Genomic DNA, 22,673 nt, shown 5'->3' on the forward strand with positions numbered 1-22,673 from the left:
ACCGCAGTACCCTTCAACCCCGGGCTCTCCCAGTAATGGTTGGTACGGCTACCGGGGGCAGGTCAGGGGAGGGAGCGAATGTTCGCGGCTGAAGCCACTCCTGCGGCAAATCGAAAGGAAAACGCATGGCACGCTGGCTAAAACGCATCGCTTTGCTGGTCGTCGCGCTGCTTGCGCTCGCGGGCTTGGCGGCCTGGCTGCTGCTGCGGGCCAGCCTGCCGAAGCTCGACGGCGAACACGCCCTGCCCGGCCTGTCGGCGCCTGCAACGGTCCAGCGCGACCGCCTGGGCGTGGTCACCATCGACGCCGCAAGCGAGGCCGACGCGATGCGGGCGCTGGGCTACGTGCACGCGCAGGAGCGATTCTTCGAAATGGACCTGATGCGGCGCACGGCGGCCGGCGAGCTGTCCGCGCTGTTCGGGCCGGTTGCGCTCGACTTCGACCGGCGGCACCGCGTCCATCGCATGCGCGCCCGCGCGACCGAATATCTCCGTGTGGTCGCCGGCGACCGCCTGGCCTCGCTGCGCGCCTACACCGAAGGCGTCAACGCCGGGCTGGCAGCACTGCACGCGCGTCCTTGGCCGTACCTGCTGTTGCAGCAGTCGCCACGCCCCTGGCGCCTGGAGGACTCCGCGCTGGCCGGATACGCGATGTACTTCGACCTGCAGGACGCGGATGGCGGCCGCGAGCTCGCGCTGTGGAAGCTGCGCCAGCACCTCCCGCCCCCGCTGTATGCATTGCTGGCACGCGAAGGCACCCGCTGGGATGCGCCGCTGCAGGGCGGGGCGCTGGGCGACGCGGCGCTGCCCGGCCCGGAGCAGGTGGATCTTCGCAAGCTGCCGATGCCGGACCGCGATGGCGCGGAGGCGGCGCTCGCCAGCATGCCCGCTGACATCCGCGATCCGCGCATGGCCGTGCTGTCGTCCGGCCTGCCGATCCACGATGTTCGAGCGATGCCGACGGCCACCGGCCTGTCTCCCGGCAGCAACAACTTCGCCGTGGCCGGCGCGTTGACGCGCGACGGGCGCGCGATCGTCGCCGATGACATGCACCTGGGCCTGCGCGCGCCGGGCATCTGGTTCCGCGCACGCCTGCGCTATCCGGACCTGCGCGCCCCGGGCGGCAAGGTCGACGTGCAGGGCTTCACCCTGCCCGGCCTGCCTGCGGTGGTGGTGGGCAGCAATGGCCACGTGGCCTGGGCCTTCACCAACAGCTACGTCGACACCACGGACTGGAAGCGGGTCGTGCCCTGTACGCGAGGGCAGAAGGCCGCGCCTTGCGTACCGGTCACGACGCATCGCGAGTCGATCGACGTGGCGGGTGCGACAGCCACCACGCTCGTCGTCGAGGACACCGCCTGGGGCCCGATCCTCGAGCGCGAGCCGGACGGAAGCGCGTTGGCCCTGCGCTGGACCGCGCACCTGCCCGGCGCGCTCAACCTCGGCCTGGTCGAGATCGCGCGCGCCGGTGACCTGGCCGCCGCGCAGCGCGCCGCCGACCGCACGGCGATCCCGACCCAGAACATGCTGATCGCGGACAGCCGCGGACGCATCGCCTGGCGACTGCTGGGTCCGCTGCCGCAGCGCACCGCGGCTTGCTCGGCGCAGCGGCTGGTCGAAGACGCAGCGATCGACACCTCGGTGCGATCCGGCGCGGTGTCGGCAGCGGCGGCATGCCATCCGTGGCGCATCTCCACCGCGACCGCGCCGTTGCTCGCCGATCCCGCGAACGGCAGGCTATGGACGGCCAACGCCCGCGTCGTCGGCGAAGGAGAGCTGGCACGTGTCGGCGACGGCGGCTATGACCTCGGTGCGCGCGCGGCGCAGATTCGCGACGGCTTGTTGGCGCGGGACAAGCTCAGCGAACGCGACCTGCTGGCGATCCAGCTCGACGACCGGGCGCTGTTCCTGCGGCGCTGGTGGCAACTGCTGCAGGCCAACGCCAAGGGCGCGGGATCACCGGCGCTGTCCGCCCTCGCCGATGCTTCCAGGCACTGGCCCGGCCGCGCCAGCGCCGATTCGGCCAGCTATCGCATCGTCCGCGCCTGGCGGCTGGCGGTGGTGGCGCGCATCGAGTCGGGACTGGCGGCGCCTGCGCTCGCCGTGCTGGGAGACGGATTCGAAATGCCGAAGCTGTCGCAGATCGAGGGCACCGCGTGGCCGCTGCTGCAGCAACGGCCTGCGCACCTGCTGCCACGGCGGTTTGCCACTTGGAACGCGCTGCTGGAGGACGCAGCGCGCGAGGTCCGCGACGAGCTGTCCGCCGCCGGTCCGCTTGCCGCGCGCACCTGGGGCGAACGCAACACCGCGCACATCTGCCACCCGCTGGCGTCCGCGATTCCGCTGTTGGGCGAGCGCCTGCTGTGCATGCCGCCCGACCGCCTCGACGGCGACGCCAACATGCCGCGCGTCGCAGCGCCCGCCTTCGGCGCTTCCGAGCGCATGGTGGTCTCACCCGGCCACGAGGCCGACGGCATCATCCACATGCCCGGCGGGCAGAGCGGCCATCCGCTGTCGCCGTTCTGGGGTGCAGGGCACGAGGACTGGGTCCACGGCACGGCGACACCGTTCCTGCCCGGGGAAACCGAGCACCGCCTGACCCTCCGCCCGCACTAGACATCCGCTCACGCTTCCCTGCGGGCGCCGCCTGCGGGATCAGGGCATTGCGGCGTGATGGATATCGGCCACCGCGCGTCCCGACGGGTCCGCCGCGGCCGCGAACGCCGCATCCCACTGGATGGCGACCGGCGACGAACACGCGATCGACTTGCCGCCCGGAACGGTCCTCGCGCAGGCCTCGCCGGGAAACGCGTCCTCGAACAGGCGCCGGTACCAGTACGCTTCCTTCGTCGTCGGCGGATTGACCGGAAACCGCTCCGTCGCGGCGGCCAGTTCCGCGTCGGCCACCTGCCCCTGCGCCAGCGTCTTGAGGCCGTCGATCCAGCCATAGCCGACGCCATCGCTGAACTGCTCCTTCTGCCGCCACAGGATCTCATCCGGCAGTTCGCCGGCGAATGCCTCGCGCAGCACCGACTTCTCGATCCGGCACGTGCCGTCGGCGCGGGTCGACACCATCTTGTGGCGCGCATCCATGCGCATCGCCACGTCCAGGAACTCGATGTCCAGGAACGGCACCCGCGCCTCCACGCCCCAGGCCATCATCGACTTGTTTGCGCGCAGGCAGTCGTACTCGTGCAGGGCATCGAGCTTGCGCACCGTTTCCTCGTGGAAGGCGCGCGCGTCCGGCGCTTTGTGGAAGTACAGGTAGCCGCCGAAGATCTCGTCGCTGCCCTCGCCCGAGAGCACCATCTTCACGCCCATCGCCTTGATCCGCCGCGCCAGCAGGAACATCGGCGTCGAAGCACGCACCGTGGTGACGTCGAAGCTCTCGATGTGGCGGATCACGTCCGGCAGCGCGTCGACGCCCTCTTCCACCGTGTAGGTGAACCCGTGGTGCACGGTGCCGAGGGCATCGGCGGCGATCTGCGCGGCGGCGAGGTCGGGCGAGCCTTCCAGGCCGATGGCGAACGAGTGCAGCCGCGGCCACCACGCTTCCGAGCCGTCATCGTCCTCGATCCGTCGACGCGCGAAGCGCGCGGCGCAGGCCGCGACCAGCGACGAGTCGAGCCCGCCGGACAGCAGCACGCCATAGGGCACATCGCTCATCATCTGCCGGTGCACGGCGCGCTCGAACGCCTCGCGCAATTCCCGCGGCGCCACCTCGACGCCGACGGTCGCTTCGTACTCGCGCCACGGCCTGCGGTAGTAGCGATGCAGCTGCCCGTTTGCGCTGTCGTACCAGTGGCCGGGCGGGAACTGCGCGACGTCGTCGCACAGCCGCACCAGCGCCTTCATTTCCGAGGCCACCCAAAGCCGGCCATCCCCATCGTGTCCCCAATAGAGCGGGCACACGCCGACCGGATCACGCGCGATCACCGCGCGGCCGCGGACTTCGTCCCACAGCGCGAACGCGAAGATGCCGTTGAGGCAATCCAGCCACGCGCCGGGGTCGGCGTCGTGCGCGTACAGGGCATTGACCACCTCGCAGTCCGACCCGCTCTGGAAGGCGTACTCGCCGCCCAGCGCATCCTCCAGTTCGCGGTGGTTGTAGATCTCGCCGTTGACCGCGAGCACCAGCGCGCCGTCCGCCGACCGGATCGGCTGCGAGCCGCCGGCCGGATCGACGATGGCCAGGCGCTCGTGCACGAGCAGCGCGCGGCAGCTGGCGTGCACGCCGCTCCAGTCGGGGCCCCGGTGGCGCTGACGCGCCGAGAGCGACAGCGCGAGCGGCCGCATCGGAACCAGGTCGGCGCCTGGTCGCAGGTCGAACACGCCGAGGATCGAACACATGGTGGACTCCTTGTGCCGGCCACGGCCGGCGGTGGGAGCACCCTGCGCGGAAGCGAAAAACCCGCGCCGGGCGCGGGTTTCGGGATGACTGGCTGGAGGTCTTGCTAGTGCCCTGCCCGGTCGCCCGCCCGCCGATTGCGCGCACGATTATTCGAACCGCGATTGTTGCGGTTGCGGGCGTTGCCGGTGGCGGGACGACGGGACATGCGGCGAAAGCTAGCGGACGCGCGGGCGACGGTCAAGCGGCGGCGCGGCGGCTCCGCCCCGCGGGGCCAACGCATGCAATCACCGCCGATTCATGCGCTGCGGGGAAACTGTCGATCACCCAAACCGGGAGTTGGCGACATGACCAGGAACCACGGATTGCATGCATTGGCGCTCGCGCTTGGCCTTGGCCTCGCGTCCGCTGCCATTCCGGCGCAGACGGTCGGCTACAACGTTCGCACCGGCGACGTCTGGGTCGACACGCGGCTGGGCGAGATCGACGACTACGGCCGGCACCATCGCGAACCCTTCCTCGACGAGATGTCGGGCTACTACGGAGCGCCGCGTCCGCTGCTGGTCGACCTGCTCGATGATCGCGGCTGGGCGCCGGCCGACGTGTACTACGCGTGCGCGATCGCGCACGCGCTGGGCATCCCCTGCGTCGACGTCGTCCATGAATACGACCGCCATCCCGGCCAGGGCTGGGGCGCGGTCGCCAAGCGGCTGGGCATCAAGCCGGGGTCGGCGGCATTCCACGCGCTCAAGCGCGGGCAGGTGGACACGTACGGCCGGTGGGGCCAGACGATCGTGGTCGACCGACCCGTGCACGTCGACTGGTCGCGCTCGAACGGTGGCCGTGGGCCCGGATCCCGCGACAACGCCGGCAGCCAGGGCAAGGGACACGGGAATGCGGGCGCCGGGAACCACGGCAATGCCGGCAAGAACAACGGCAACAAGGGCAGGGGCAACCAGAAAAAGGGCAACAGCGGCAACGGTGGAGGCAAGGGTCACGGCAAGCCCTGACCATTCGCGTTCCCCCCAAACAACGGCCACCGCAGTTCCGGGTGGCCGTTGTCGTGCCGGTCGCGTCGCGCCTGCAGGGATTCGAGCGGGTCCGGGCTGCGAACCTACGGAAGCAGGCGCTCGATCAGGGCCAGGTAGAGGTCGGACAGCGCTTCCAGGTCGGCCACACGCACGTGTTCGTCGATCTTGTGGATGCTGGCGTTGACCGGGCCGATCTCGATGCATTGCGCGCCCAGCGGCGCGATGAAGCGCGCATCGGAGGTTCCACCGCCCGTGCTCTCCTCGGGCATCGCGCCGGCGAATGTCGCCAGCACCTCGCGCGCGGCGGCTCGCAGTGGTCCTTCGGGGGTGAAGAACGGCTCGCCGCTGCGATGCCAGGACAGTTCGAAATCCAGGCCATGGCGTTCGAACATCGCTTCGACCTCGGCCTCCAGTTTCTCGGCCGTCCAGTGCGGGTTGTAGCGCAGGTTGAACAGCACCTGCATCCGGCCGGGGATCACGTTGCCCGCGCCGGTGCCGGCGGAGGCGTTGCTCACCTGCAGGCTGGTCGGCGGAAAGCTTTCGAAGCCATCGTCCCAGCGGCGCGCGACCAGTTCGGCCAGCGCTGGCAACGCCGCGTGCACCGGATTGCGCGCCTTGTCGGGATAGGCGACGTGGCCCTGCACGCCGCGCACTTCCAGCGTGGCCGAGAGCGAACCCCGGCGGCCGACGCGCAGCAGGTCGCCGAGGACGGCCGTCGACGACGGCTCGCCGGTAATACACCAGTCGATGCGCTGCCCGCGCTCGTGCAACACCCGCGCAACGCGGCGTACGCCATCGATGGCATCGCCTTCCTCGTCCGACGTCAGCAACAACGCGATGGTGCCGGCGTGGTCCGGATGCTGCGCCACGAAGCGTTCGAGCGCGACGACGAACGCGGCCACGCTGCCCTTCATGTCGGCGGCGCCGCGCCCATGCAGCATCTCGCCGCGCACCTCGGGCCTGAAAGGATCACTCGCCCACGCTTCGGGCGGACCCGGCGGCACCACGTCGGTGTGGCCCAGCAGCACCAGCACCGGATCGCCCGTGCCGTGCGTCGCCCAGAGATTGTCGACCTCGCCGAAGCGCAGGTGCTCGCAGCCGAAGCCCGCGCCGCGCAGGCGTCGCGCGACCAGTTCCTGGCAGCCGGCGTCGTCGGGCGTGACGGAAGGCCGCGCGATCAGGTCGCACGCAAGATCGAAGACGTCGCTCATGCGCATATCCTAGGCCGGATTGCCCGCGCCGACCCGGGGCGTACCCGCTTTGTGGACAATTCCTCGGCGAGGCGCGCAGGTTGATCGAACGCTTCGGGGAACAGGCGACGGTGCCTGATCCGGATCCACGCCCCTGCGTCAGTTCGCGATCTTTTTCGATGGAGCGCGAAGTCAGAGGCCGAAGCGCTTCTTGAAGCCGTTGTCGCTGAAGCCCTGGGTCATCGCGCCGTCATCGGTGACCACCACCGGTCGACGGATCAACTGCGGATACTCGCGCAGCAGCAGCTTCCATTCCGCGTCCGAGGCCGCGCCCTTGCGGTTGTCGGGCAGCTGCCGCCACGTGGTCGAGGACTTGTTGACCAGGGGCTCGAAGCCGCCCGCCTGCCCCGCCCACGCCACCAGCATTTCCGGCGTCGGCTTGTGGTCGCGGTAATCGACGAATGCGTGCGCGATGCCGAAGCGGTCGAGCCACTTGCGCGCCTTGCGGCAGGTATCGCAGTTGTTCAGTCCGTAGAGCGTGGTCATGGCCTGGATTTCGCCTCGTGTTCTTGCCCTGTCGCCGCGGATGCTCGCCGCCGCGGTTTGCGTTCAGTCCGCAAGGCCGCGCAGCAGCTCGTTGATCGATGTCTTGGCACGCGTCCTGGCGTCGACCTGCTTGACGATCACCGCGCAGTACAGCGAATGCGAGCCATCGGCCGCCGGCAGCGAACCCGACACCACCACGCTGCCCGGCGGCACCACGCCGTAGCTGATCTCGCCGGTGGCGCGATTGTAGATGCGGGTCGACTGGCCGAGGAACACGCCCATGCCGATCACGCTGTGGTGGCCGACGACCACGCCTTCCACCACTTCGGAGCGCGCACCGATGAAGCAGTGGTCCTCGATGATCGTGGGGGCCGCCTGCAGCGGCTCCAGCACGCCGCCAATGCCGGCGCCGCCGGAGATGTGGCAGTGCTTGCCGACCTGCGCGCAGGACCCCACCGTGGCCCAGGTGTCGACCATCGTGCCGGCGCCGATGTGGGCGCCAATGTTGACGAACGACGGCATCAGCACCACGTCCTTGCCGATGTAGCTGCCGCAGCGCGCGATCACACCGGGCAGCACGCGCACGCCGAGCTTGCGGAATTTCGCTTCGTCGAAATCCTCGAAGCGCAGCGGGATCTTGTCCCAGAACGGCGCCGGATAGGATTCGCCCAGTTCCATGTCCTGGACGCGGAAGTACAGCAGCACCGCCTTCTTCAGCCACTCGTTGACGGTCCAGCCGCCGTGGCCGTCGGGTTCGGCGACGCGTAACTCGCCGCTTTCCAGGCCGTCGATCACGCGCTCCACCACCGGCCGGGTCGAGCCTTCCATCTCCTCGGGCGTCAGCATCGTGCGCCGTTCCCAGGCGCTGTCGACCATGAACCGGAGTTCGTCGTTGGCCGATGTCTTCGGCGCTTCCTTCTTCACCGCCGACTTGGCGGTCTTCTTGGCTGTCTTCCTGGCCGTCTTCTTTGCAGGGGCCTTGGGCGGGCTCATCGGTTCGCTTCTCCATCGATGCGGGACAGCAGCGCGTCGCGCAGGGCGGCGCGGCTGCCCGCATCGAGCGCGCTGTTGTCGGATTCGGTCAGGCGGAACACGTCTTCGGCGCGCTCGCCGAACGTGGCGATGCGCGCGTCCTGCACGCGCAGGCGGCGCGCGCGCAGCACGTGTGCGATGTCGGCCAGCAGGCCGGGGCGATCGGTGCAGACCAGGCTGAGCACGGTCTCGCCGCCGTCCGGGCCCTCGTCGAACTGGATCCGCGGGACGATGCGGAAATGTCGCAGGTGGCGCGGCTGGGTACGACGCGCGGGGCGGATGCGTTCGAGCGGGCCGGACAGCGCGCCGGCCAGCCGGCGTTCGATATCGGCGGTCGAAGGCGGCTGGCGCGTATCGCCGGGCAGCACCTGGAAACTGTCGAAAATCGTCTCGCCCGGGCCATCGAGCGCGCGCGCCTGCTGGATCTCCAGCCCCAGCCGATCGAGGCTGATCACGATCGCGGCGAACAGGCCGTCCCGGTCCGGCGAATGCACGAATACCTCGAGCGCGTGGTCGCCGGCATCCAGCGAGCGCACCGCCACCACCACCTCCCCCGGCGCGGCGGAGCGCAGTGCCTGCGCCTGCCAGGCGATCTGGTCGGGCCGCGCGCGCAGGAAGCCGTGCTCCGGGAAACGCAGGAACAATGCGTCGGCCTCGCCCTCACCGATCCCGCGCGCGGACAGCAGGCCGCGGACCGCGGCGCGCGTTTCGGCGATGTGCTCGATCGCGTCCACCGGATGCTCGAGCCCCTGCCTCAATGCGAGCCGCGTCGACGCGCGCAGGTCGGCGAGCAGCTGGTCCTTCCAGGCGTTCCACAGCTTGGGCGACGTGCCGGCGATGTCGGCGCAGGTCAGCAGGTAGAGGTAATCCAGCCGCTCGCGGTCGGCCACCTCGGACGCGAACCGGTGGATCACCGCCGGGTCGGAAATGTCCTGCTTCTGCGCGGTGATCGACATCAACAGGTGCCTGCGCACCAGCCATGTGACCAGTGCGGCGTCGCTGGCCGACAGCGCGTGCGCGGCGCAGAACGCCTGTGCGTCCTCGGCGCCGACTTCGGAATGGTCGCCGCCGCGGCCCTTGGCGATGTCGTGGAACAGGCCGGCCAGCAGCAGCAGTTCGGGCTTGCGCAGCGTCGGCCAGACCTGGTGCGCCTTCGAAAAGCGATCGTCGGTTGATGCATCGCCGAACGAGGCGAGGTTGCGCAGCACCGCCAGCGTGTGCTGGTCGACGGTGTAGACGTGGAACAGGTCGAACTGCATGCGCCCCGACACCTGCGCGAACGCCGGGATCCACCGCCCCAGCACGCCCAGGCGGGCCATGCGCTCCAGCGTGGGCACCGGACGCTCGCCGCGCAACAGGGCCATGAAGCGGTCGCGCAGTGCCGGTTCGGCCACGGCGTATGCCGGCACGATGGCCAGCGCCTCGGCCAGCGCGCGCGCGGTCTGCGAGTGCAGGCCGCGCGCATCGGGCCGCGACGCCCAGGTGGCGAACAGCTCGAAGACCTGCGCGACATCGCCGTGCGGCCACTGCGGATCGCGCGCGGCCAGGTAGCCGCGGCGCAGTTCGAAACGCGCGTCCAGCGGTTCGGGAACGGCGGTCCCGTCGAAATGCTCCTCGAAGCGCTGCAGCAGCCGGTCGTTGATCCGGCGCACGATCGCCGCCGACCGGTAGAACCCCTGCATCATCTGCTCGACGCCCAGGTTGCGGGCGTCATCGGCGTAGCCCAGGTGCGCCGCCAGCGCTTTCTGGTAGTCGAAGCGCAGCCGTTCCTCGTGGCGCCCCGCGACCAGGTGCAGGCCGAAGCGCAGGCGGCCGAGCGCTTCGTGTTCGCGATCCAGCGCGGCGGCTTCGTCCGCGCCCAGATGGCCCAGGCCGACCAGCGCATCGCGCTCGCGCACGCCAAAGCTGCGCAGCGCCATCCACCCCAGCGTGTGCAGGTCGCGCAATCCGCCCGGCCCGTCCTTGAGGTTGGGTTCGAGGTTGTCCGAGGTATCGCCGAACCGCGCGTGGCGCTGGCGCTGCTCGTCGGCCTTGGCGAGGAAATAGTCGCGCGCGGGCCAGACCTTTTGGGGCGCGATCGATGCCTCCAGCGCGCCCCGGTCGGCGATGTCCGCGACCAGTGGACGGGCTTCCAGCAGCGCCGTGAGCACCGTCGGGTCGGACGCGGCCTGTGTGCACTGCTCCGGCGAGCGCACCGCGTGGCTGGCCTGCAGCCCCATGTCCCACAGCAGGGCGAACAGGCAGGCCAGCGCCTCGCGGCGCGCGTGCTGCTCGGGCTCCGCGGCCAGCACCAGCAGGTCGATGTCCGAATGCGGGAACAGCTCGCCGCGGCCGTAGCCGCCCACGGCGAACAGCGCGAGCTGCGCGTCGGCCGGGATGCAGCGCGACCAGGCCTCGCGGATCAGTCCGTCGATGCTGCGGGCACGCGCAGCAACCAGGCGTTCGACCGGCTCCCCGCTGTCGAAGCGCGCCGCCAGCGCGGCATCGGTCTCGGCAAGCGTTTCGCGAACGCGCAGCAGCCAGGCCGCCTCTTCGTCCGCGCCTGCGGGAAACGCCGCGTCGCGGGCTCCAGCGCCGCCGGCCATGTCAGCGGCCGGCGTCGTCGCCCGGCGCCAGCGTGAGGACATCCACGCCGGTGTCGGTCACGGCGATCATGTGTTCCCACTGTGCGGACAGCTTGCGATCCTTGGTCACCACGGTCCAGCCGTCGGGCAGCACCCGGGTGTGGCGCGTGCCTTCGTTGATCATCGGTTCGATCGTGAAGGTCATGCCCGGCTGCAGCACCAGCCCGTCGCCGGGGCGGCCGTAGTGCAGCACCTGCGGCTCGTCGTGGTAGACCTTGCCGATGCCGTGGCCGCAGTACTCGCGCACCACCGAGAAGCGCTCGCCTTCGGCGTACTGCTGGATCGCGTGGCCGACGTCGCCCAGCGTGGCGCCCGGCTTCACTGCGCGAATGCCGCGCCACATCGCCTCGAACGTCGTGTCCACCAGCCGCCGCGCCATCACCGACGGCGTGCCGGCGAAGTACATGCGGCTCGTGTCGCCGTGCCAGCCGTCCTTGATGACGGTGACATCGATGTTCACGATGTCGCCGTCCTTGAGCACCTTCGCCTCGCTCGGGATGCCGTGGCAAATGACGTTGTTGACCGAAATGCAGGTCGCCTTGGGATAGCCGCGGTAGCCGACGTTGGCCGGCGTCGCCTGCTGGACGTTGACGATGTGCTCGTGGCAGATGCGGTCCAGCTCCTCGGTGGTCACCCCGGGCTTCACGTGGGGGGCGACGACCTGCAGGACCTCGGCGGCCAGGCGGCCGGCGGCGCGCATCTGCTCGATCTCGGCGGGGGTCTTGAGGTTGATGGTCATGCCGCGATTATCGCCGATCGGGGCGCACTGCTGCCGCGTGGCCGGTCGGCGCGGCCGCCCCGAGGGGCTCCAGGCTCGATCGAGGCGATCCTGGCGGGAAGCGGCCCTTTCCCCGGAGGCAGCGCAGGTTTACCCGCGGGCGGGCAACCGCTACAATTCCGCGGTTGCCCGGGAGCCTTCCCGGACACCGCCCACGACGGGCGTCACCGTCGAATCCACACCTGCTGCAAACACCCGTGCCGGGGTGCCTGTCTTACCCGACCGATCCACGCGGATCGAGCGAGAAAGCCGGGTTCGGCCACGGAGGCAGCGGGGAGGCCCAACCCCGGAACCTTTCGCCAGGCGGCCCTTGCGGGCTGGATGGCGAGCCGCCCTACCCTTTCCGGCGGCCGGTTCCATACCAGGAGTCAAAGCAATGCCCCAGATCACCATGCGCCAGATGCTGGAAGCCGGCGTGCACTTCGGCCACCAGACCCGCTACTGGAATCCCAAGATGTCGCCGTACATCTTCGGCGCCCGCGGCAAGATCCACATCATCAACCTCGAAAAGACCATGCCGCTGTTCGGCGATGCGATGAATTTCATCTCCGGCATCGCCCAGAGGCGCGGCATGATCCTGTTCGTCGGCACCAAGCGCAGCGCGCGCGACGCGATCAAGGAAGAAGCCGAGCGTTGCGGCATGCCGTACATGACCCAGCGCTGGCTGGGCGGCACGCTGACCAACTTCCGCACCGTGAAGGCCTCGGTCGCCCGCCTGAAGACGCTGGAAGCCGGCGAGACCGACGGCAGCTTCGAGAAGCTGGTCAAGCATGAAGTGCTCGGCCTGCGCCGCGAGCGCGAGAAGCTGCTGGCGTCGCTGGGCGGCATCAAGGAAATGAACCGCCTGCCCGACGCGCTGTTCGTGATCGACATCGGCCACGAAGACATCGCCATCAAGGAAGCCAAGAAGCTCGGCATCCCGGTGATCGCGGTGGTCGACACCAACTACGACCCGGCCCTGGTCGATTACCCGATCCCGGGCAACGACGACGCCATCCGCGCGGTGCAGCTGTACGCCGCCGCCGCCGCCGACGCGGTGCTGGAAGGCAAGGCCGCGGCGCCGAACGTCGCCAGCGTGCGCGAGGAAGACTTCGCCGACGCCGATGGCGACAAGCCCGCACGCCGCGGTCCGGCGAAGAAGGCTCCGCGCGCATCGGCCAAGGACGACGGCGTGGCCGAAGCCCCGGCCGGTGAAGCAGCCGCCGAAGCGGCGGCACCTGCCGCGGAGTAATCCGTCGGTCATGCAGCCGCGCCAGAGTGCGCGGCTGCTTCCCAATCTTGTAGGAGCGGCTTCAGCCGCGCGCTTCGCCCGCTCCGGCAGCGTCATGCAGCCGGGGGCAGCCCACCCGGAGCCCATACGGGTCCCGGGGCCTGGAACGCCCGCGGCAGATGCCGCTCCCACGCACATCCCACGAAATCCGAGGTGTTACCCATGGCTGAAATCACCGCATCCCTGGTCAAGGAACTGCGCGAGCGCACCGGCGCCGGCATGATGGAATGCAAGAAGGCGCTCACCGAAGCCAACGGCGACGTCGACGCAGCCGCCGAAGCGCTGCGCAAGTCCGGCCTGGCCAAGGCCGACAAGAAGGCCGGCCGCATCGCCGCCGAAGGCCGCGTCGCGATGGCGCAGGCGGCCGGTAAGGCGGTCCTGGTCGAGATCAACTCCGAAACCGACTTCGTCGCCAAGGACACCAGCTTCGTTGCCTTCACCGAGGCGGTGGCCAACGCCGCACTGGGCGCCGCCGACGTCGAAGCGCTGAAATCCGCCAGCATCGATGGCAAGACCGTCGAGGAAGCCCGCGCCGAGCTGATCGCCAAGGTCGGCGAGAACGTGCAGGTGCGCCGCATGGCGCGCATCGACAGCGACAACAACGTCGCCGCCTACGTGCATGGCGGCCGCATCGGCGTGCTGGTCGAGGTCAAGGGCGGCGACGTCGAACTGGCCCGCGGCCTGGCGATGCATATCGCGGCGATGAACCCGCCGCACGTCAAGGCGTCCGACGTCCCGGCCGAGTTCGTCGCCAAGGAAAAGGAAATCGAGCTGGCCAAGATGTCCGAGAAGGACCGCGCCAAGCCGGCCGAGATCCTGGAAAAGATCATCGGCGGCAAGATCGCCAAGATCGTCAACGAAGTCACGCTCTACGGCCAGGACTACGTGCTCGACACCAACCAGAAGGTCGAGGCCGTACTCCAGGCCGCCGGCGCCGAAGTGGTCGGCTTCCAGCGCCTGGCCGTCGGCGAGGGCATCGAGAAGGTGGTCGAGGACTACGCCGCCGAAGTGATGAAGCAGGCCGGCCTGGCGTAATCGCAGTCGCCCCAGCCGCAACGGGAAAGGCCGCGAATATCGCGGCCTTTTTTTGCCTCCGTTTCGGATGCGGGAAACACTTCGTCCTTAAGTGGGTGCGTCAGGTACGAATGCCCTTGGGGCGAATGTCCGGCCTCGGCCGATCGGCCGATGCCTCCTCCTTGATTTCGCACCCAAGGACATTCGCACCCGACGTTCCAGTTACACGCGGTCCGAAAGCACGGCAGAAGCGCAGAGCGGAATGGCCGGACGTCGCGGGATCTGCCCACGTTCACACGCGGCGGAACGCCTTCGGCGGTCGCCGTGCATTGCCAAGCCCCGAGCGTACTCGCATCCGACGTTCCGACTTGCGTGGGATCACCGTAGAAGCGCGGAACTCGGGTTCCGAGGTGCGCGTGATCGACAGCCGGCGTGGCCTGCAGGCCTTCGGGGCGAAATCAAGGAGGAGGCAGCTGCCGCAGGCGGATGCCGGGGGACATTCGCCCCGAAGGCCTGCAGGTCGCGACGGACCCCGGCCGGTGACGGCGAGGAGTGCGATCGGGCAAGCGAGAGACGGGAGTTCTCGCCCCGGAGTCGAGCGAGCGCTTTTTTCACCACGCAGCCGTCGCGGCGGCGCTGGCGCCTACTCCGCCAGCGCGTAGATCGCCGGCAGGTTGCGGCCCTGTTCGTGGAAATCCATGCCGTAGCCGAACACGTAGCGATCCGGCACTTCCACGCCGACGTAGTTGGCGCAGACACCGTCGACGCAGCGGTCGTGCACCTTCACCGCCAGCACCGCGACGCGCACCTCGGCCGCCCCCTGGTCCTCGCACCAGCGGCCGACCGCCTTGAGCGTATGGCCTTCGTCGAGGATGTCGTCGACCAGCAGCACGCGCCGCCCGGTCATCGGCGTGGCCGGGCGATGCAGCCACGCCAGTCCCGATCCCGAGATGTTGCCGCGATAGCGGGTGGCGTGCAGGTAGTCGAATTCGACGTCGAGGCCCCGCTCTCCCAGCGCGAACGCCAGCTGCGCGGCGAACGGCATGCCGCCATGCATGATGGTGACGAACAGCGGCGGCCGCTCGTCGTCGGCGTAGTCGTCGTGGATCGCATCGGCCATCGTGTCGATCGCCGCTTCCAGCGCCGCACGGTCGTGGATCACGTCCGCATCGCCGAGCACGTCGGCCAGCCGAGGCGCGTTCATGCGATGCTCCCGAAGCGCGACTGCGACTGCGCGTAGCGCGCATCCGCCAGCAGGCCGTCCCAGCCCAGCGCGCCGCGGCCGATCAGTCCGGTGAGCGCCATCGTGTTCAACTGGCGCCCTTGTACCGCGGCCAGCGATTCCTCCACCAGCTCGGGATGACACACCAGCACGACGTCGCAGCCTGCGTCGAGGTGGGCATCGACCCGCGCCTTGATCCCGCCAGCCGAGAACGCAGCCGCCATGCCGATGTCGTCGGAAAACACCACGCCGCGGAAACCCATCTGCGTGCGCAGGATGTCCTCGATCCAGGTCCGCGAGTAGCCGGCGGGCTCCGGCGCCACCTGCGGGTAGCTGATGTGCGCGAGCATCACCGCATCCGCGCCAGCGGCGATGCCTGCTGCAAATGGCACCAGGTCGGTGGCGCGCATCTCGTCAAGCGTGCGGTTGTCGACGGCGCTGTCGAAGTGGGTGTCCTCGCGCACCGTGCCGTGGCCGGGGAAGTGCTTGATCGTGGCCGCCATGCCCGCGGCATGCATCCCGCGGATATAGGCGCGGGTGAATTCCGCGACCACCTGCGGATCGTCGGAGAACGCGCGGTCGGCGATCGCCAGGTTTCCGCGCCCGAGGTCGACCACCGGCGCGAAGCTCAGGTCCACGCCGCTGGCGCGCACTTCGCTGGCCATCACCCAGGCGTGCTCCTGCGCGCGCTCCAGCGCCGCGGCCGGATCGGCGGCGTACTGTCGGCCGAACTGCTCCAGTGGCGGCAGCGCGCTGTAGCCTTCGCGAAAGCGCTGCACGCGCCCGCCTTCCTGGTCGACGCAGACCAGCTGCGGACGCGGCGCGGCTTGGCGGATCGCGGCGGACAGTTCGGCCACCTGCGCTTTCGAGGCGAAGTTGCGCTTGAACAGGATCACGCCGGCGCAGGCGTCGTGCTGCAGCCAGTCGCGCTCCTGGGCGTTGAGTTCGGTGCCGGCGATGCCGATCACGAGCATGCGGTTGGACCTTCGGGAGTGACGAACCCCATTGTCGCGCAGTCGGGGTTATGGGTGTAGGAGGAGCTCCCGGGTCGCCTCACGAACCGCAGCGATAGACCCACGGGGGTGACGCGCCAAGGCGTACGCAACCCCTCGTGCGCTCGCGCAGCACATCACCAGCGCATGAACGGATGCGATGCCAGCGCAAGGTTGTAGTAGCGGACATCGTCCGTGACCTCCGTTCCGAGCCAACCGGGGTGCTCGAAGCGTTCGTCGGCGGCCTCGAGCTCGATCTCGGCCACCACCAGCCCCGCGTTCTCGCCCAGGAACTCGTCCACCTCCCACAGGTGCCCGGCGTGGCGCACCAGATGGCGGTGCTTCTCGACGATTCCGCCCACGCACAGCGCCAGCAGCTGGCGCCCGTCCGCCAGCGGGATCGGGTAGTCGAACTCCTGGCGGGTGTGGCCCGACTCGCGAGACTTCAGGTTGAGGAACGCCTCGTCGCCGGCGATGCGCACCCGCACCGATGCCCGCTGCGCCCCGCTGTCCATCGCCGCCTGGTCGTTGATGTAGCCCTGGGCCATCGGCACGACTTCGTGCGCCTGCGCGCGCCAGGCATCACTGGTGACAAGAAACTTGCGCTCGATCTCGATGGGCATGGGCGTGTCGGCAATTGGTGATGGTGATCGGGGATGGTTGATTCGTGAAAGCAGGTATCGCGGGGTAGCCTCATTCAAGCTTCCGGAGAACCTCGCCGCTTGACGCTCGCGGCAGCACCGTCGCGGAAATCGGCTACTTCGAATCACCCTTCACGAAGTGCCCGCCACGACGTCACGGCTCGAACATCGCGATCGATTCCACGTGGGCGGTATGCGGGAACATGTCCATCACGCCCGCCGCGCGCAGCTTCCATCCGCGCTCGTTGACGAGGTAACCGGCATCGCGCGCCAGCGACGCGGGATGGCAACTGACGTAGACGATCCGCTTCAGGCCTTTGAGCGGCAGCTGCTTGAGCACCACGTCGGCGCCGGAGCGCGGTGGATCCAGCAGCAGGCGGTCGAATCCCGCGCGCATCCAGGCGTGGCCCGAGAGATCCTGCGCAAGGTCGGCGGCGTGGAACTGCGCGTTGGCCAACGCGTTGTGGGCGGCGTTCTCGCGCGCGCGCGCCACCAGGCCGGCGTCGCCTTCCACGCCCACCACGGCGTCGGCGATGCGCGCCAGCGGCAGGGTGAAGTTGCCCAGACCGCAGAACAGGTCGAGCACGCGCTCGCCCGGCTGCACGTCGAGCAGTTCGAGCGTGCGCGCGATCATCTTGCCGTTGAGCCCGGCATTGACCTGGATGAAGTCGAGCGGCCGGAACCGCAGCTCGATGTCCCACGCCGGCAGCCGGAACGAAAGCTGCGGCTCGGCGGGCCACAGCGGATGCACGGAATCCACTCCGCCCGGCTGGAGGAACAGCGCGAAGCGGTGCGACTGCGCGAACGCGAGCAGCGCCGCGAGGTCGCCTTCAGTCAGCGGCTGCAGGTGGCGGAACACCAGCGCCACGCCATCGTGGTCGGCGGTGGCGTCGCCGGCGATGAACTCGATCTGCGGAATGTCGCGACGCGCCTGCAGGCCATCGACCAGCGCGGACAGCAGCGGGATCGCGGCGGCGATCGAAGGCAGCACGGTGTGGCATCCGGACAGATCGGCGACGAAGCGCGGATCGCGCTCGCGGAATCCGACCAGGGTCTTGTCCTTCTTTTCCACCCGCCGCACCGAGAACCGGCCCTTGCGGCGATAGCCCCAGGACGCGTCGGTCAGCGGTGGCAGCAGGAGATCCGGGGTGACGTGCCCGATGCGCTCGAGGTTTTCCTGCAGCACCCGCTGCTTGGCGAGGATCTGCCTGGATTCGTCCAGGTGCTGCAGCGCGCAGCCGGCGCAGGTGCCGAAGTGGGCGCAGCGTGGTTGGACGCGGTCGGGCGAGCCCTCCAGCACCTCGAGCGCCATCGCTTCGTCGAAGCTGCGTGAGCGCGCGGTCTGCCGCGCCATCACCCGCTCGCCCGGCAGCGCGCCGGCGATGAACACTGCCTTGCCATTGTCGCGGCGGGCGACGCCGCGGCCGTCGTGGCTCAGGTCGACGATGTCGGCGGGGAACGGAGTCTGGTCGAGTCGGGCCACGTGGCAGGGGCTGCATGCACAGGGCCGCGCATTGTCGCAGATGCGCCCCGCCGCGGCCGCCGCGCATGCGAGCCTGGCGCGCTGCGCCGGCCTCGCCCGAAGTGCGGGAAGGCCGCCGTATCGCGGCCCGCGCGCGGTCCGCCTGGATCAGACCTGTCGGGCGAAGCGAGCGCCTACGCGGCCTGTCAGCCGAGCCGCGGGCGCAACGCGGGCCCCGATCTCACTTCTGCTTCCAGCTCCCACCCGACTGGTACCACCAACCCGATTTCGCGCTCGCCACCCACTGCTTGGCGAACACCTCGCGGATCTGCGACTCCCACTCCGGATGCTTGTTGGCCACCGCGATCTCGCGGTACACCGCGTTGGCGTCCCGGTTCTGTTCGGCGACCGCCTGGTTGACCTTGACCCGGTCCGGCAGCGCGATCTTCGACGCATCGCGCACCGCGACCTCGCCGTTGCCGGTGAAACCCAGCGCGCCCGAATCGAAGTGCTTGCGCAGGGTGCCGTCGAAGCGCGCGGCCATGCGCGCCTGGATCGCCTGGATGGCCGGCGTCTTGAGGCTGATGTCCGGCGTGCCCTGGGCGTGCGCGGTCCCGATGCCCAGCAGCATCAGCGGGTCGAAATGCAGCGCCATGCCACCGCCGCCGCTGTCCTGGTCCTCGGGTGCGGGGGCCGGCATCGACGGCTGCCCCTCCTCGCCGATGACCTTGTCCACGAACTCCTTCGCCGCCTCGCGCGCCTCCGCGGCGGGGAAGTAGACGTTGATCGTGACGCAGGCCGTCAGGGCCAGTGCAGCGGCAATCGGCATTCCCATCCAGCGGCGCATGTGCTTCTCCTCGGTGTGCGGTGCGGTTTTGCGAAGTTGTCCTGCTGATCCCATTGCAGCACGAATCACTCGAACACGGGCTTGACGTCGCCGCTGCCGACGGCGGCCAGCCGCTCGACCAGGGTTGGCCAGTCAACGTTGCGGTTGAAGCCGACGACGTCCAGCCGTGGAATCCCGGAGCCTTCGACGATGGTAAAGCCGTCGCCGGCCCGGGTGCCTGAACCCAGGCCGCCCATCACGCAGACCTCGTTCGCCAGCCGGCAGGAAATGCCGATCCGGCTGTAGCCGAAATCGTCGAACAGACCGATCAGCCGCGCCTGCAGGCTTCCCACGAACGACGCGTCGCCGACGCTGGAGATGTTCTGCACCGCGCGCTGGCTGATGCGCTGGCGCACCCCGCGACGGCGCACCGTATGCAGCTCGGCGTCGAACGTGACCGGCGACCAGTCGACCAGGCGCAGGCCGTCGATGCGGCCGTCGAGGCGGCCGCTGATGCTGCCGAAGTCGAACACCTCCGTGATCGCCATCAGGTCCAGGCCATTCAGCCCGAGATCGGCCGATAGCGTCGGGGCGACCCCGAACGGGCGCTCCATCGACAGCGCGGTGACGTCGACGATGCCATCAAACACCCGCATCGACAGCCCGCCGTCGAAATCGAGGCGGTCCCCGGCGTAGCGCGCGGCCGGGATGCTGCCATCCAGCGTGCCGCGAAACGCCGGGCCTCCAAGCGACTGCGACAGCTCGCCGAGTTGCAGACCCTGCAGTGCAAGCCCGAAACCGATTCGCAGGCCATCCCCATCGGCCGGCGGCCGTATGACCAGGTCTTCGAACCGTACCTGCCCGCCCAGCAGCGGCACGGTGACCGGCGCCCGCGAGCGAAGCTCGCCGCCGGCGCTGCGCCACGGCAACCTCGCTTGGCCAAACGCGATGCCCTGCAGCGCACCCGAACGCCAGCGCAGTTCGCTGTCGACCGGCGCCCCGCCGGACAGGCGAAGGTCGCCGTCCAGCCCGGTAAACGCCAGGCCCTTGCCCGGTGCGCCGATCGTGATGTCGTGCAGCTGCGCGTCGACTGACGACAGCCCGCCGCCCGCCAGCCGCACGCGCGCATCGAGCGCGCCGCTGGCCTCCAGGTCGGGCAGCCCGGCGATGCCGAGCCAGCCCGACAGATAGCGCGCGCCAAGCGCGGACAGGTCGCGGCTGTGCAGCTCGACATCGAGATCCTGCAGGCTGCTGCCGGGCGCGAATGCGGCGGTGCCACGCACCGCCAGTGCGGCGCCGTCGTCCCAGTGGATCGACGGAAGCGACCAGCCCTGCTGGCCGCGTTGCATGGCATCGAGGCCGAACGGCACTGCATGGTCCGGCAGCACCACGTAGGTCGTGCCGTACAGGAACTGGCCCCCGCGCAGTTCGCCGTCGAGCGACAGCAGCGTTGCCCCGGCCGGCTTGCGATAGTCGATGCGGAAGCGGCCGCCGAGCTGCGCGGCGGCGATGCTGCCGTCGGGCGTTTCGAGCCCGCCATCAGACAGCACCAGCGTGCCGTCGACGCGCAGCGGACTCCGCGCCGGGGTGCGCACCGCGAGCTGTCCGTCGAGCGTGCCTGCAGTCAGCCTGCCATCGTCCCAGGCCTGCGTCACCAGCGCCTGCGCCCAGGCGAGCGGCACGCGGGCCAGGTCGATGGTCGTGTCGTCCGGAGTGGCCGCACTGCGATGCACCGCCAGCCGCGCCCTGCCCCGCGACAGCGTGGCGTCGGTACTTCCGGTCGCCAGCGCCACGGAAAGCCGGAACGGCCTGCCGCCGATCGCGCGCAGTGCGCCGTCGCATCGCCATCCGCCCTGGCCATCACGCTCGAGCGGACATGCCCACTCGAGCGAGCGGAAGCGGTAGCCCAGGTCCGGCGCGTCGACGCGGGCCGCGCGCAATCGCAGTTGGCCGCTGCCGGCGTCCCGGGGCCAGTCCAGCCGGACTTCGACATCCTCCAGCGTGGCCACGGCCGTGGTCACGCGCGCGATGTGCGCGGTGGCAATGCGCGCCTGCGACGGCATCGCGCAGGCGAGCAGCAGCAGCATCAGCAGGAGTAGGATCGCGCGGGGCATGGACGCAGCATACCGAGCGCAGGTGAGCACCCGCTGATGCGCCGCGACATCCATCCGCCCGGGCGCCACGCGAGTCAACGGAGGACGAGATGACGACAAGGATCCTGCTGGTCGAGGACGACCCCACCACCGCCGCATTCCTCGCCGCCGCCGTGCAAGGCGTACCGGCCGAGGTCGATGTCGCCGGCAGCTGCGCGGCCGCGCTCGCCCTCGCCGGGTACCGGGACCGCCACGACCTGTGGCTGATCGATGCCAACCTCCCCGACGGCGACGGCACCGGCCTGCTGTCGTCGCTGCGCGCACGCGGGCTCCGGGCCCCCGCGCTGGCGCATACGGCCGCGCTGGAACCGGGCATCCTCGCCGCGCTGCGCGAGGCCGGCTTCCGCGAGGTGCTGGTCAAGCCGCTGCCGGCCACCACGCTGCAGGTCGCGGTGCGCGACGCCCTTGGCCTGCGCGTCGGCGAACTCCCGCCCCCTGCGTTCCATGGCGCTGCAGTCGAGCAGGCCTGGGACGATGCGGCCGCGCTTGCCGCGCTCAATGGCGAACGCGCGCACGTCGATGCGCTGCGCAAGCTGTTCGTGGGCGAACTGCCGGGCGCCTGTGCCGGCGTGGACGCTGCCGCGCGTGCAGGCGATGTCGACACGCTGCGCGCGGCGCTGCATCGCCTGCGCGCGAGCTGTGGCTTCGTCGGTGCCGCGCGCCTGGCGGCGTCGGTCGCCGCGCTTCAGCAGGCGCCACGGAGCGGAGAGGCGCTCGCGCGGTTCCTCGCGGCTGCTCAGGACACGCTGTCGTCGGCGTCGGTCGCGGATGAGGCCTGAGCGCTGCGCGTCGGCGCGGCGATACGACCCAGCTCACTCATCAGTTCCCAGGATTTCAACCCGCGGCCGCCAAGGTGGTGCGCCAGTACCTCGCGCAGCACGCGGCGCAGGCCCGCCAGGTCGTCGGCCTCGGGTGTCCGGTCGCCGGCCAGCGCCAGCAGCGCCCGACCGGTGGCGGTGCGGCTGCGTCCACCGCCGTCGATGCGTTCGCTCAGGACCCGGCGCGGTCCGTGCTCGGGATCGAGGCGGTAACGCGCCGCCGGATCGACAGGCGCGCCGTCGCCATCGTGCGACAGGTCGAAGCCGAACCCGAGCGCCTCGATCAGGTCGCGCTCGAAGCGGCGCAGCGTCCATGCCAGCGCTGCGCCTGCGCGCAGTCGTTCGCGCACCTGTCCGTAGAGTTCGTACAGGCCCGAATACGGGTCCTGGCGCGGCGCCAGCCGCAGCATCAGCTCGCTGACATAGAAGCCTGCCAGGGCGGCATCGCTGGACAGGCGGGGAGCGGCATCGATCGCCTCGGCGCCGCGCAGCTGCGCCAGCTCGCCACGCTGCACGCCATCGAAACGGATGTGCTGCAGCGGCTGCAGCGCGGCACGCAACACGTGGCGCTTCGGACCCTGCACGCCGCGGGCGACCAGGCCGATACGGCCGTGGTGTTCGGTCAACAGCTCCAGCAGCACGCTGGTCTCGCGCCAGGGTCGTGCGTGCAGGACGTAGGCGGCCTCGGCGTCGTAGCGCATGCTCAGTCCGTGCAGCGACTCGTATG

The 22,673-nt window shown here is 70.0% G+C and carries 18 protein-coding genes; 5 read left to right on the top strand and 13 right to left on the bottom strand.

Annotation, left to right across the window (positions count from 1 at the left end; translation table 11 throughout):
- The first annotated feature begins 125 nt into the window (after window positions 1-125).
- Window positions 126-2,615: a penicillin acylase family protein gene (locus ACFOM9_RS07355; RefSeq protein ID WP_386708356.1), complete on the top strand. Its 2,490-nt coding sequence runs from the start codon at window positions 126-128 to the stop codon at window positions 2,613-2,615.
- Between the two features lie 39 nt (window positions 2,616-2,654).
- On the opposite strand, the gene asnB is transcribed toward ACFOM9_RS07355, so the two are convergent.
- The gene (gene asnB / locus ACFOM9_RS07360) at window positions 2,655-4,349 is read right to left on the bottom strand and encodes an asparagine synthase B (RefSeq protein WP_386708359.1); all 1,695 of its coding nucleotides are present in this window, start codon (window positions 4,347-4,349) and stop codon (window positions 2,655-2,657) included.
- A gap of 345 nt (window positions 4,350-4,694) precedes the next feature.
- On the opposite strand from asnB, the gene ACFOM9_RS07365 reads away from it, so the two are divergent.
- Window positions 4,695-5,357, top strand: coding sequence for a hypothetical protein (locus ACFOM9_RS07365; protein ID WP_386708362.1), 663 nt, complete (start codon window positions 4,695-4,697; stop codon window positions 5,355-5,357).
- Window positions 5,358-5,461: 104 nt separating this feature from the next.
- Here the strand turns inward: ACFOM9_RS07365 and dapE are convergent, their stop codons facing one another.
- From dapE to map, 5 genes are all read right to left on the bottom strand, one after another.
- A complete protein-coding gene (gene dapE / locus ACFOM9_RS07370; protein ID WP_386708365.1) occupies window positions 5,462-6,589 on the bottom strand; it encodes a succinyl-diaminopimelate desuccinylase in 1,128 nt (375 codons plus the stop codon).
- Between the two features lie 171 nt (window positions 6,590-6,760).
- Window positions 6,761-7,114 (bottom strand): arsenate reductase, encoded by a 354-nt coding sequence (locus ACFOM9_RS07375; protein ID WP_386708366.1) that lies wholly within the window; start codon window positions 7,112-7,114, stop codon window positions 6,761-6,763.
- Between the two features lie 63 nt (window positions 7,115-7,177).
- Window positions 7,178-8,107 carry a 2,3,4,5-tetrahydropyridine-2,6-dicarboxylate N-succinyltransferase gene (gene dapD, locus ACFOM9_RS07380; RefSeq protein ID WP_386708369.1) on the bottom strand — a complete coding sequence of 310 codons (930 nt, stop codon included), beginning with the start codon at window positions 8,105-8,107 and terminating at the stop codon, window positions 7,178-7,180.
- The gene (gene glnD, locus ACFOM9_RS07385) at window positions 8,104-10,731 is read right to left on the bottom strand and encodes a [protein-PII] uridylyltransferase (RefSeq protein WP_386708633.1); all 2,628 of its coding nucleotides are present in this window, start codon (window positions 10,729-10,731) and stop codon (window positions 8,104-8,106) included. Before glnD ends, dapD begins: the two co-directional genes overlap by 4 nt.
- 1 nt (window position 10,732) lies before the next feature.
- Complete coding sequence (map, locus tag ACFOM9_RS07390) at window positions 10,733-11,509, bottom strand: type I methionyl aminopeptidase (RefSeq protein ID WP_386708372.1); 777 nt, start codon at window positions 11,507-11,509, stop codon at window positions 10,733-10,735.
- A 415-nt stretch (window positions 11,510-11,924) separates the two neighbouring features.
- On the opposite strand from map, the gene rpsB reads away from it, so the two are divergent.
- Window positions 11,925-12,779 carry a 30S ribosomal protein S2 gene (gene rpsB / locus ACFOM9_RS07395; protein ID WP_386708375.1) on the top strand — a complete coding sequence of 285 codons (855 nt, stop codon included), beginning with the start codon at window positions 11,925-11,927 and terminating at the stop codon, window positions 12,777-12,779.
- Between the two features lie 201 nt (window positions 12,780-12,980).
- Complete coding sequence (tsf, locus tag ACFOM9_RS07400; protein WP_386708378.1) at window positions 12,981-13,853, top strand: translation elongation factor Ts; 873 nt, start codon at window positions 12,981-12,983, stop codon at window positions 13,851-13,853.
- 622 nt (window positions 13,854-14,475) lie between these two features.
- Here tsf and ACFOM9_RS07405 read toward each other — a convergent pair.
- The 6 genes from ACFOM9_RS07405 to ACFOM9_RS07430 form a co-directional block, all read right to left on the bottom strand.
- Window positions 14,476-15,036: a hypoxanthine-guanine phosphoribosyltransferase gene (locus tag ACFOM9_RS07405; RefSeq protein ID WP_386708380.1), complete on the bottom strand. Its 561-nt coding sequence runs from the start codon at window positions 15,034-15,036 to the stop codon at window positions 14,476-14,478.
- A complete protein-coding gene (gene nagZ, locus ACFOM9_RS07410) occupies window positions 15,033-16,028 on the bottom strand; it encodes a beta-N-acetylhexosaminidase (RefSeq protein WP_386708383.1) in 996 nt (331 codons plus the stop codon). The genes ACFOM9_RS07405 and nagZ overlap by 4 nt, the downstream gene beginning before the upstream one ends.
- Window positions 16,029-16,183: 155 nt before the next feature.
- On the bottom strand, window positions 16,184-16,669 hold the full coding sequence (locus ACFOM9_RS07415; RefSeq protein ID WP_386708385.1) for a CYTH domain-containing protein: 486 nt from the start codon (window positions 16,667-16,669) through the stop codon (window positions 16,184-16,186).
- Between the two features lie 172 nt (window positions 16,670-16,841).
- Window positions 16,842-18,170, bottom strand: a complete 1,329-nt coding sequence (gene rlmD, locus ACFOM9_RS07420) for a 23S rRNA (uracil(1939)-C(5))-methyltransferase RlmD (RefSeq protein WP_386708388.1) — start codon at window positions 18,168-18,170, stop codon at window positions 16,842-16,844.
- 220 nt (window positions 18,171-18,390) lie between these two features.
- Window positions 18,391-18,996 carry a DUF1318 domain-containing protein gene (locus tag ACFOM9_RS07425; protein ID WP_386708391.1) on the bottom strand — a complete coding sequence of 202 codons (606 nt, stop codon included), beginning with the start codon at window positions 18,994-18,996 and terminating at the stop codon, window positions 18,391-18,393.
- Window positions 18,997-19,061: 65 nt separating this feature from the next.
- On the bottom strand, window positions 19,062-21,089 hold the full coding sequence (locus tag ACFOM9_RS07430) for a hypothetical protein (protein ID WP_386708394.1): 2,028 nt from the start codon (window positions 21,087-21,089) through the stop codon (window positions 19,062-19,064).
- A gap of 89 nt (window positions 21,090-21,178) precedes the next feature.
- On the opposite strand from ACFOM9_RS07430, the gene ACFOM9_RS07435 reads away from it, so the two are divergent.
- Entirely contained in the window at window positions 21,179-21,907 is a 729-nt protein-coding gene (locus ACFOM9_RS07435; protein ID WP_386708397.1) for a response regulator, read from the top strand.
- Here ACFOM9_RS07435 and recO read toward each other — a convergent pair.
- Window positions 21,865-22,647: a DNA repair protein RecO gene (gene recO / locus ACFOM9_RS07440; RefSeq protein ID WP_386708400.1), complete on the bottom strand. Its 783-nt coding sequence runs from the start codon at window positions 22,645-22,647 to the stop codon at window positions 21,865-21,867. The two genes, ACFOM9_RS07435 and recO, sit on opposite strands and share 43 nt — an antisense overlap.
- Between the last annotated feature and the right edge of the window lie 26 nt (window positions 22,648-22,673).

It is taken from the genome of Luteimonas notoginsengisoli, assembly GCF_042648885.1.
GTDB classification, from domain to species: Bacteria; Pseudomonadota; Gammaproteobacteria; order Xanthomonadales; family Xanthomonadaceae; genus Luteimonas; species Luteimonas notoginsengisoli.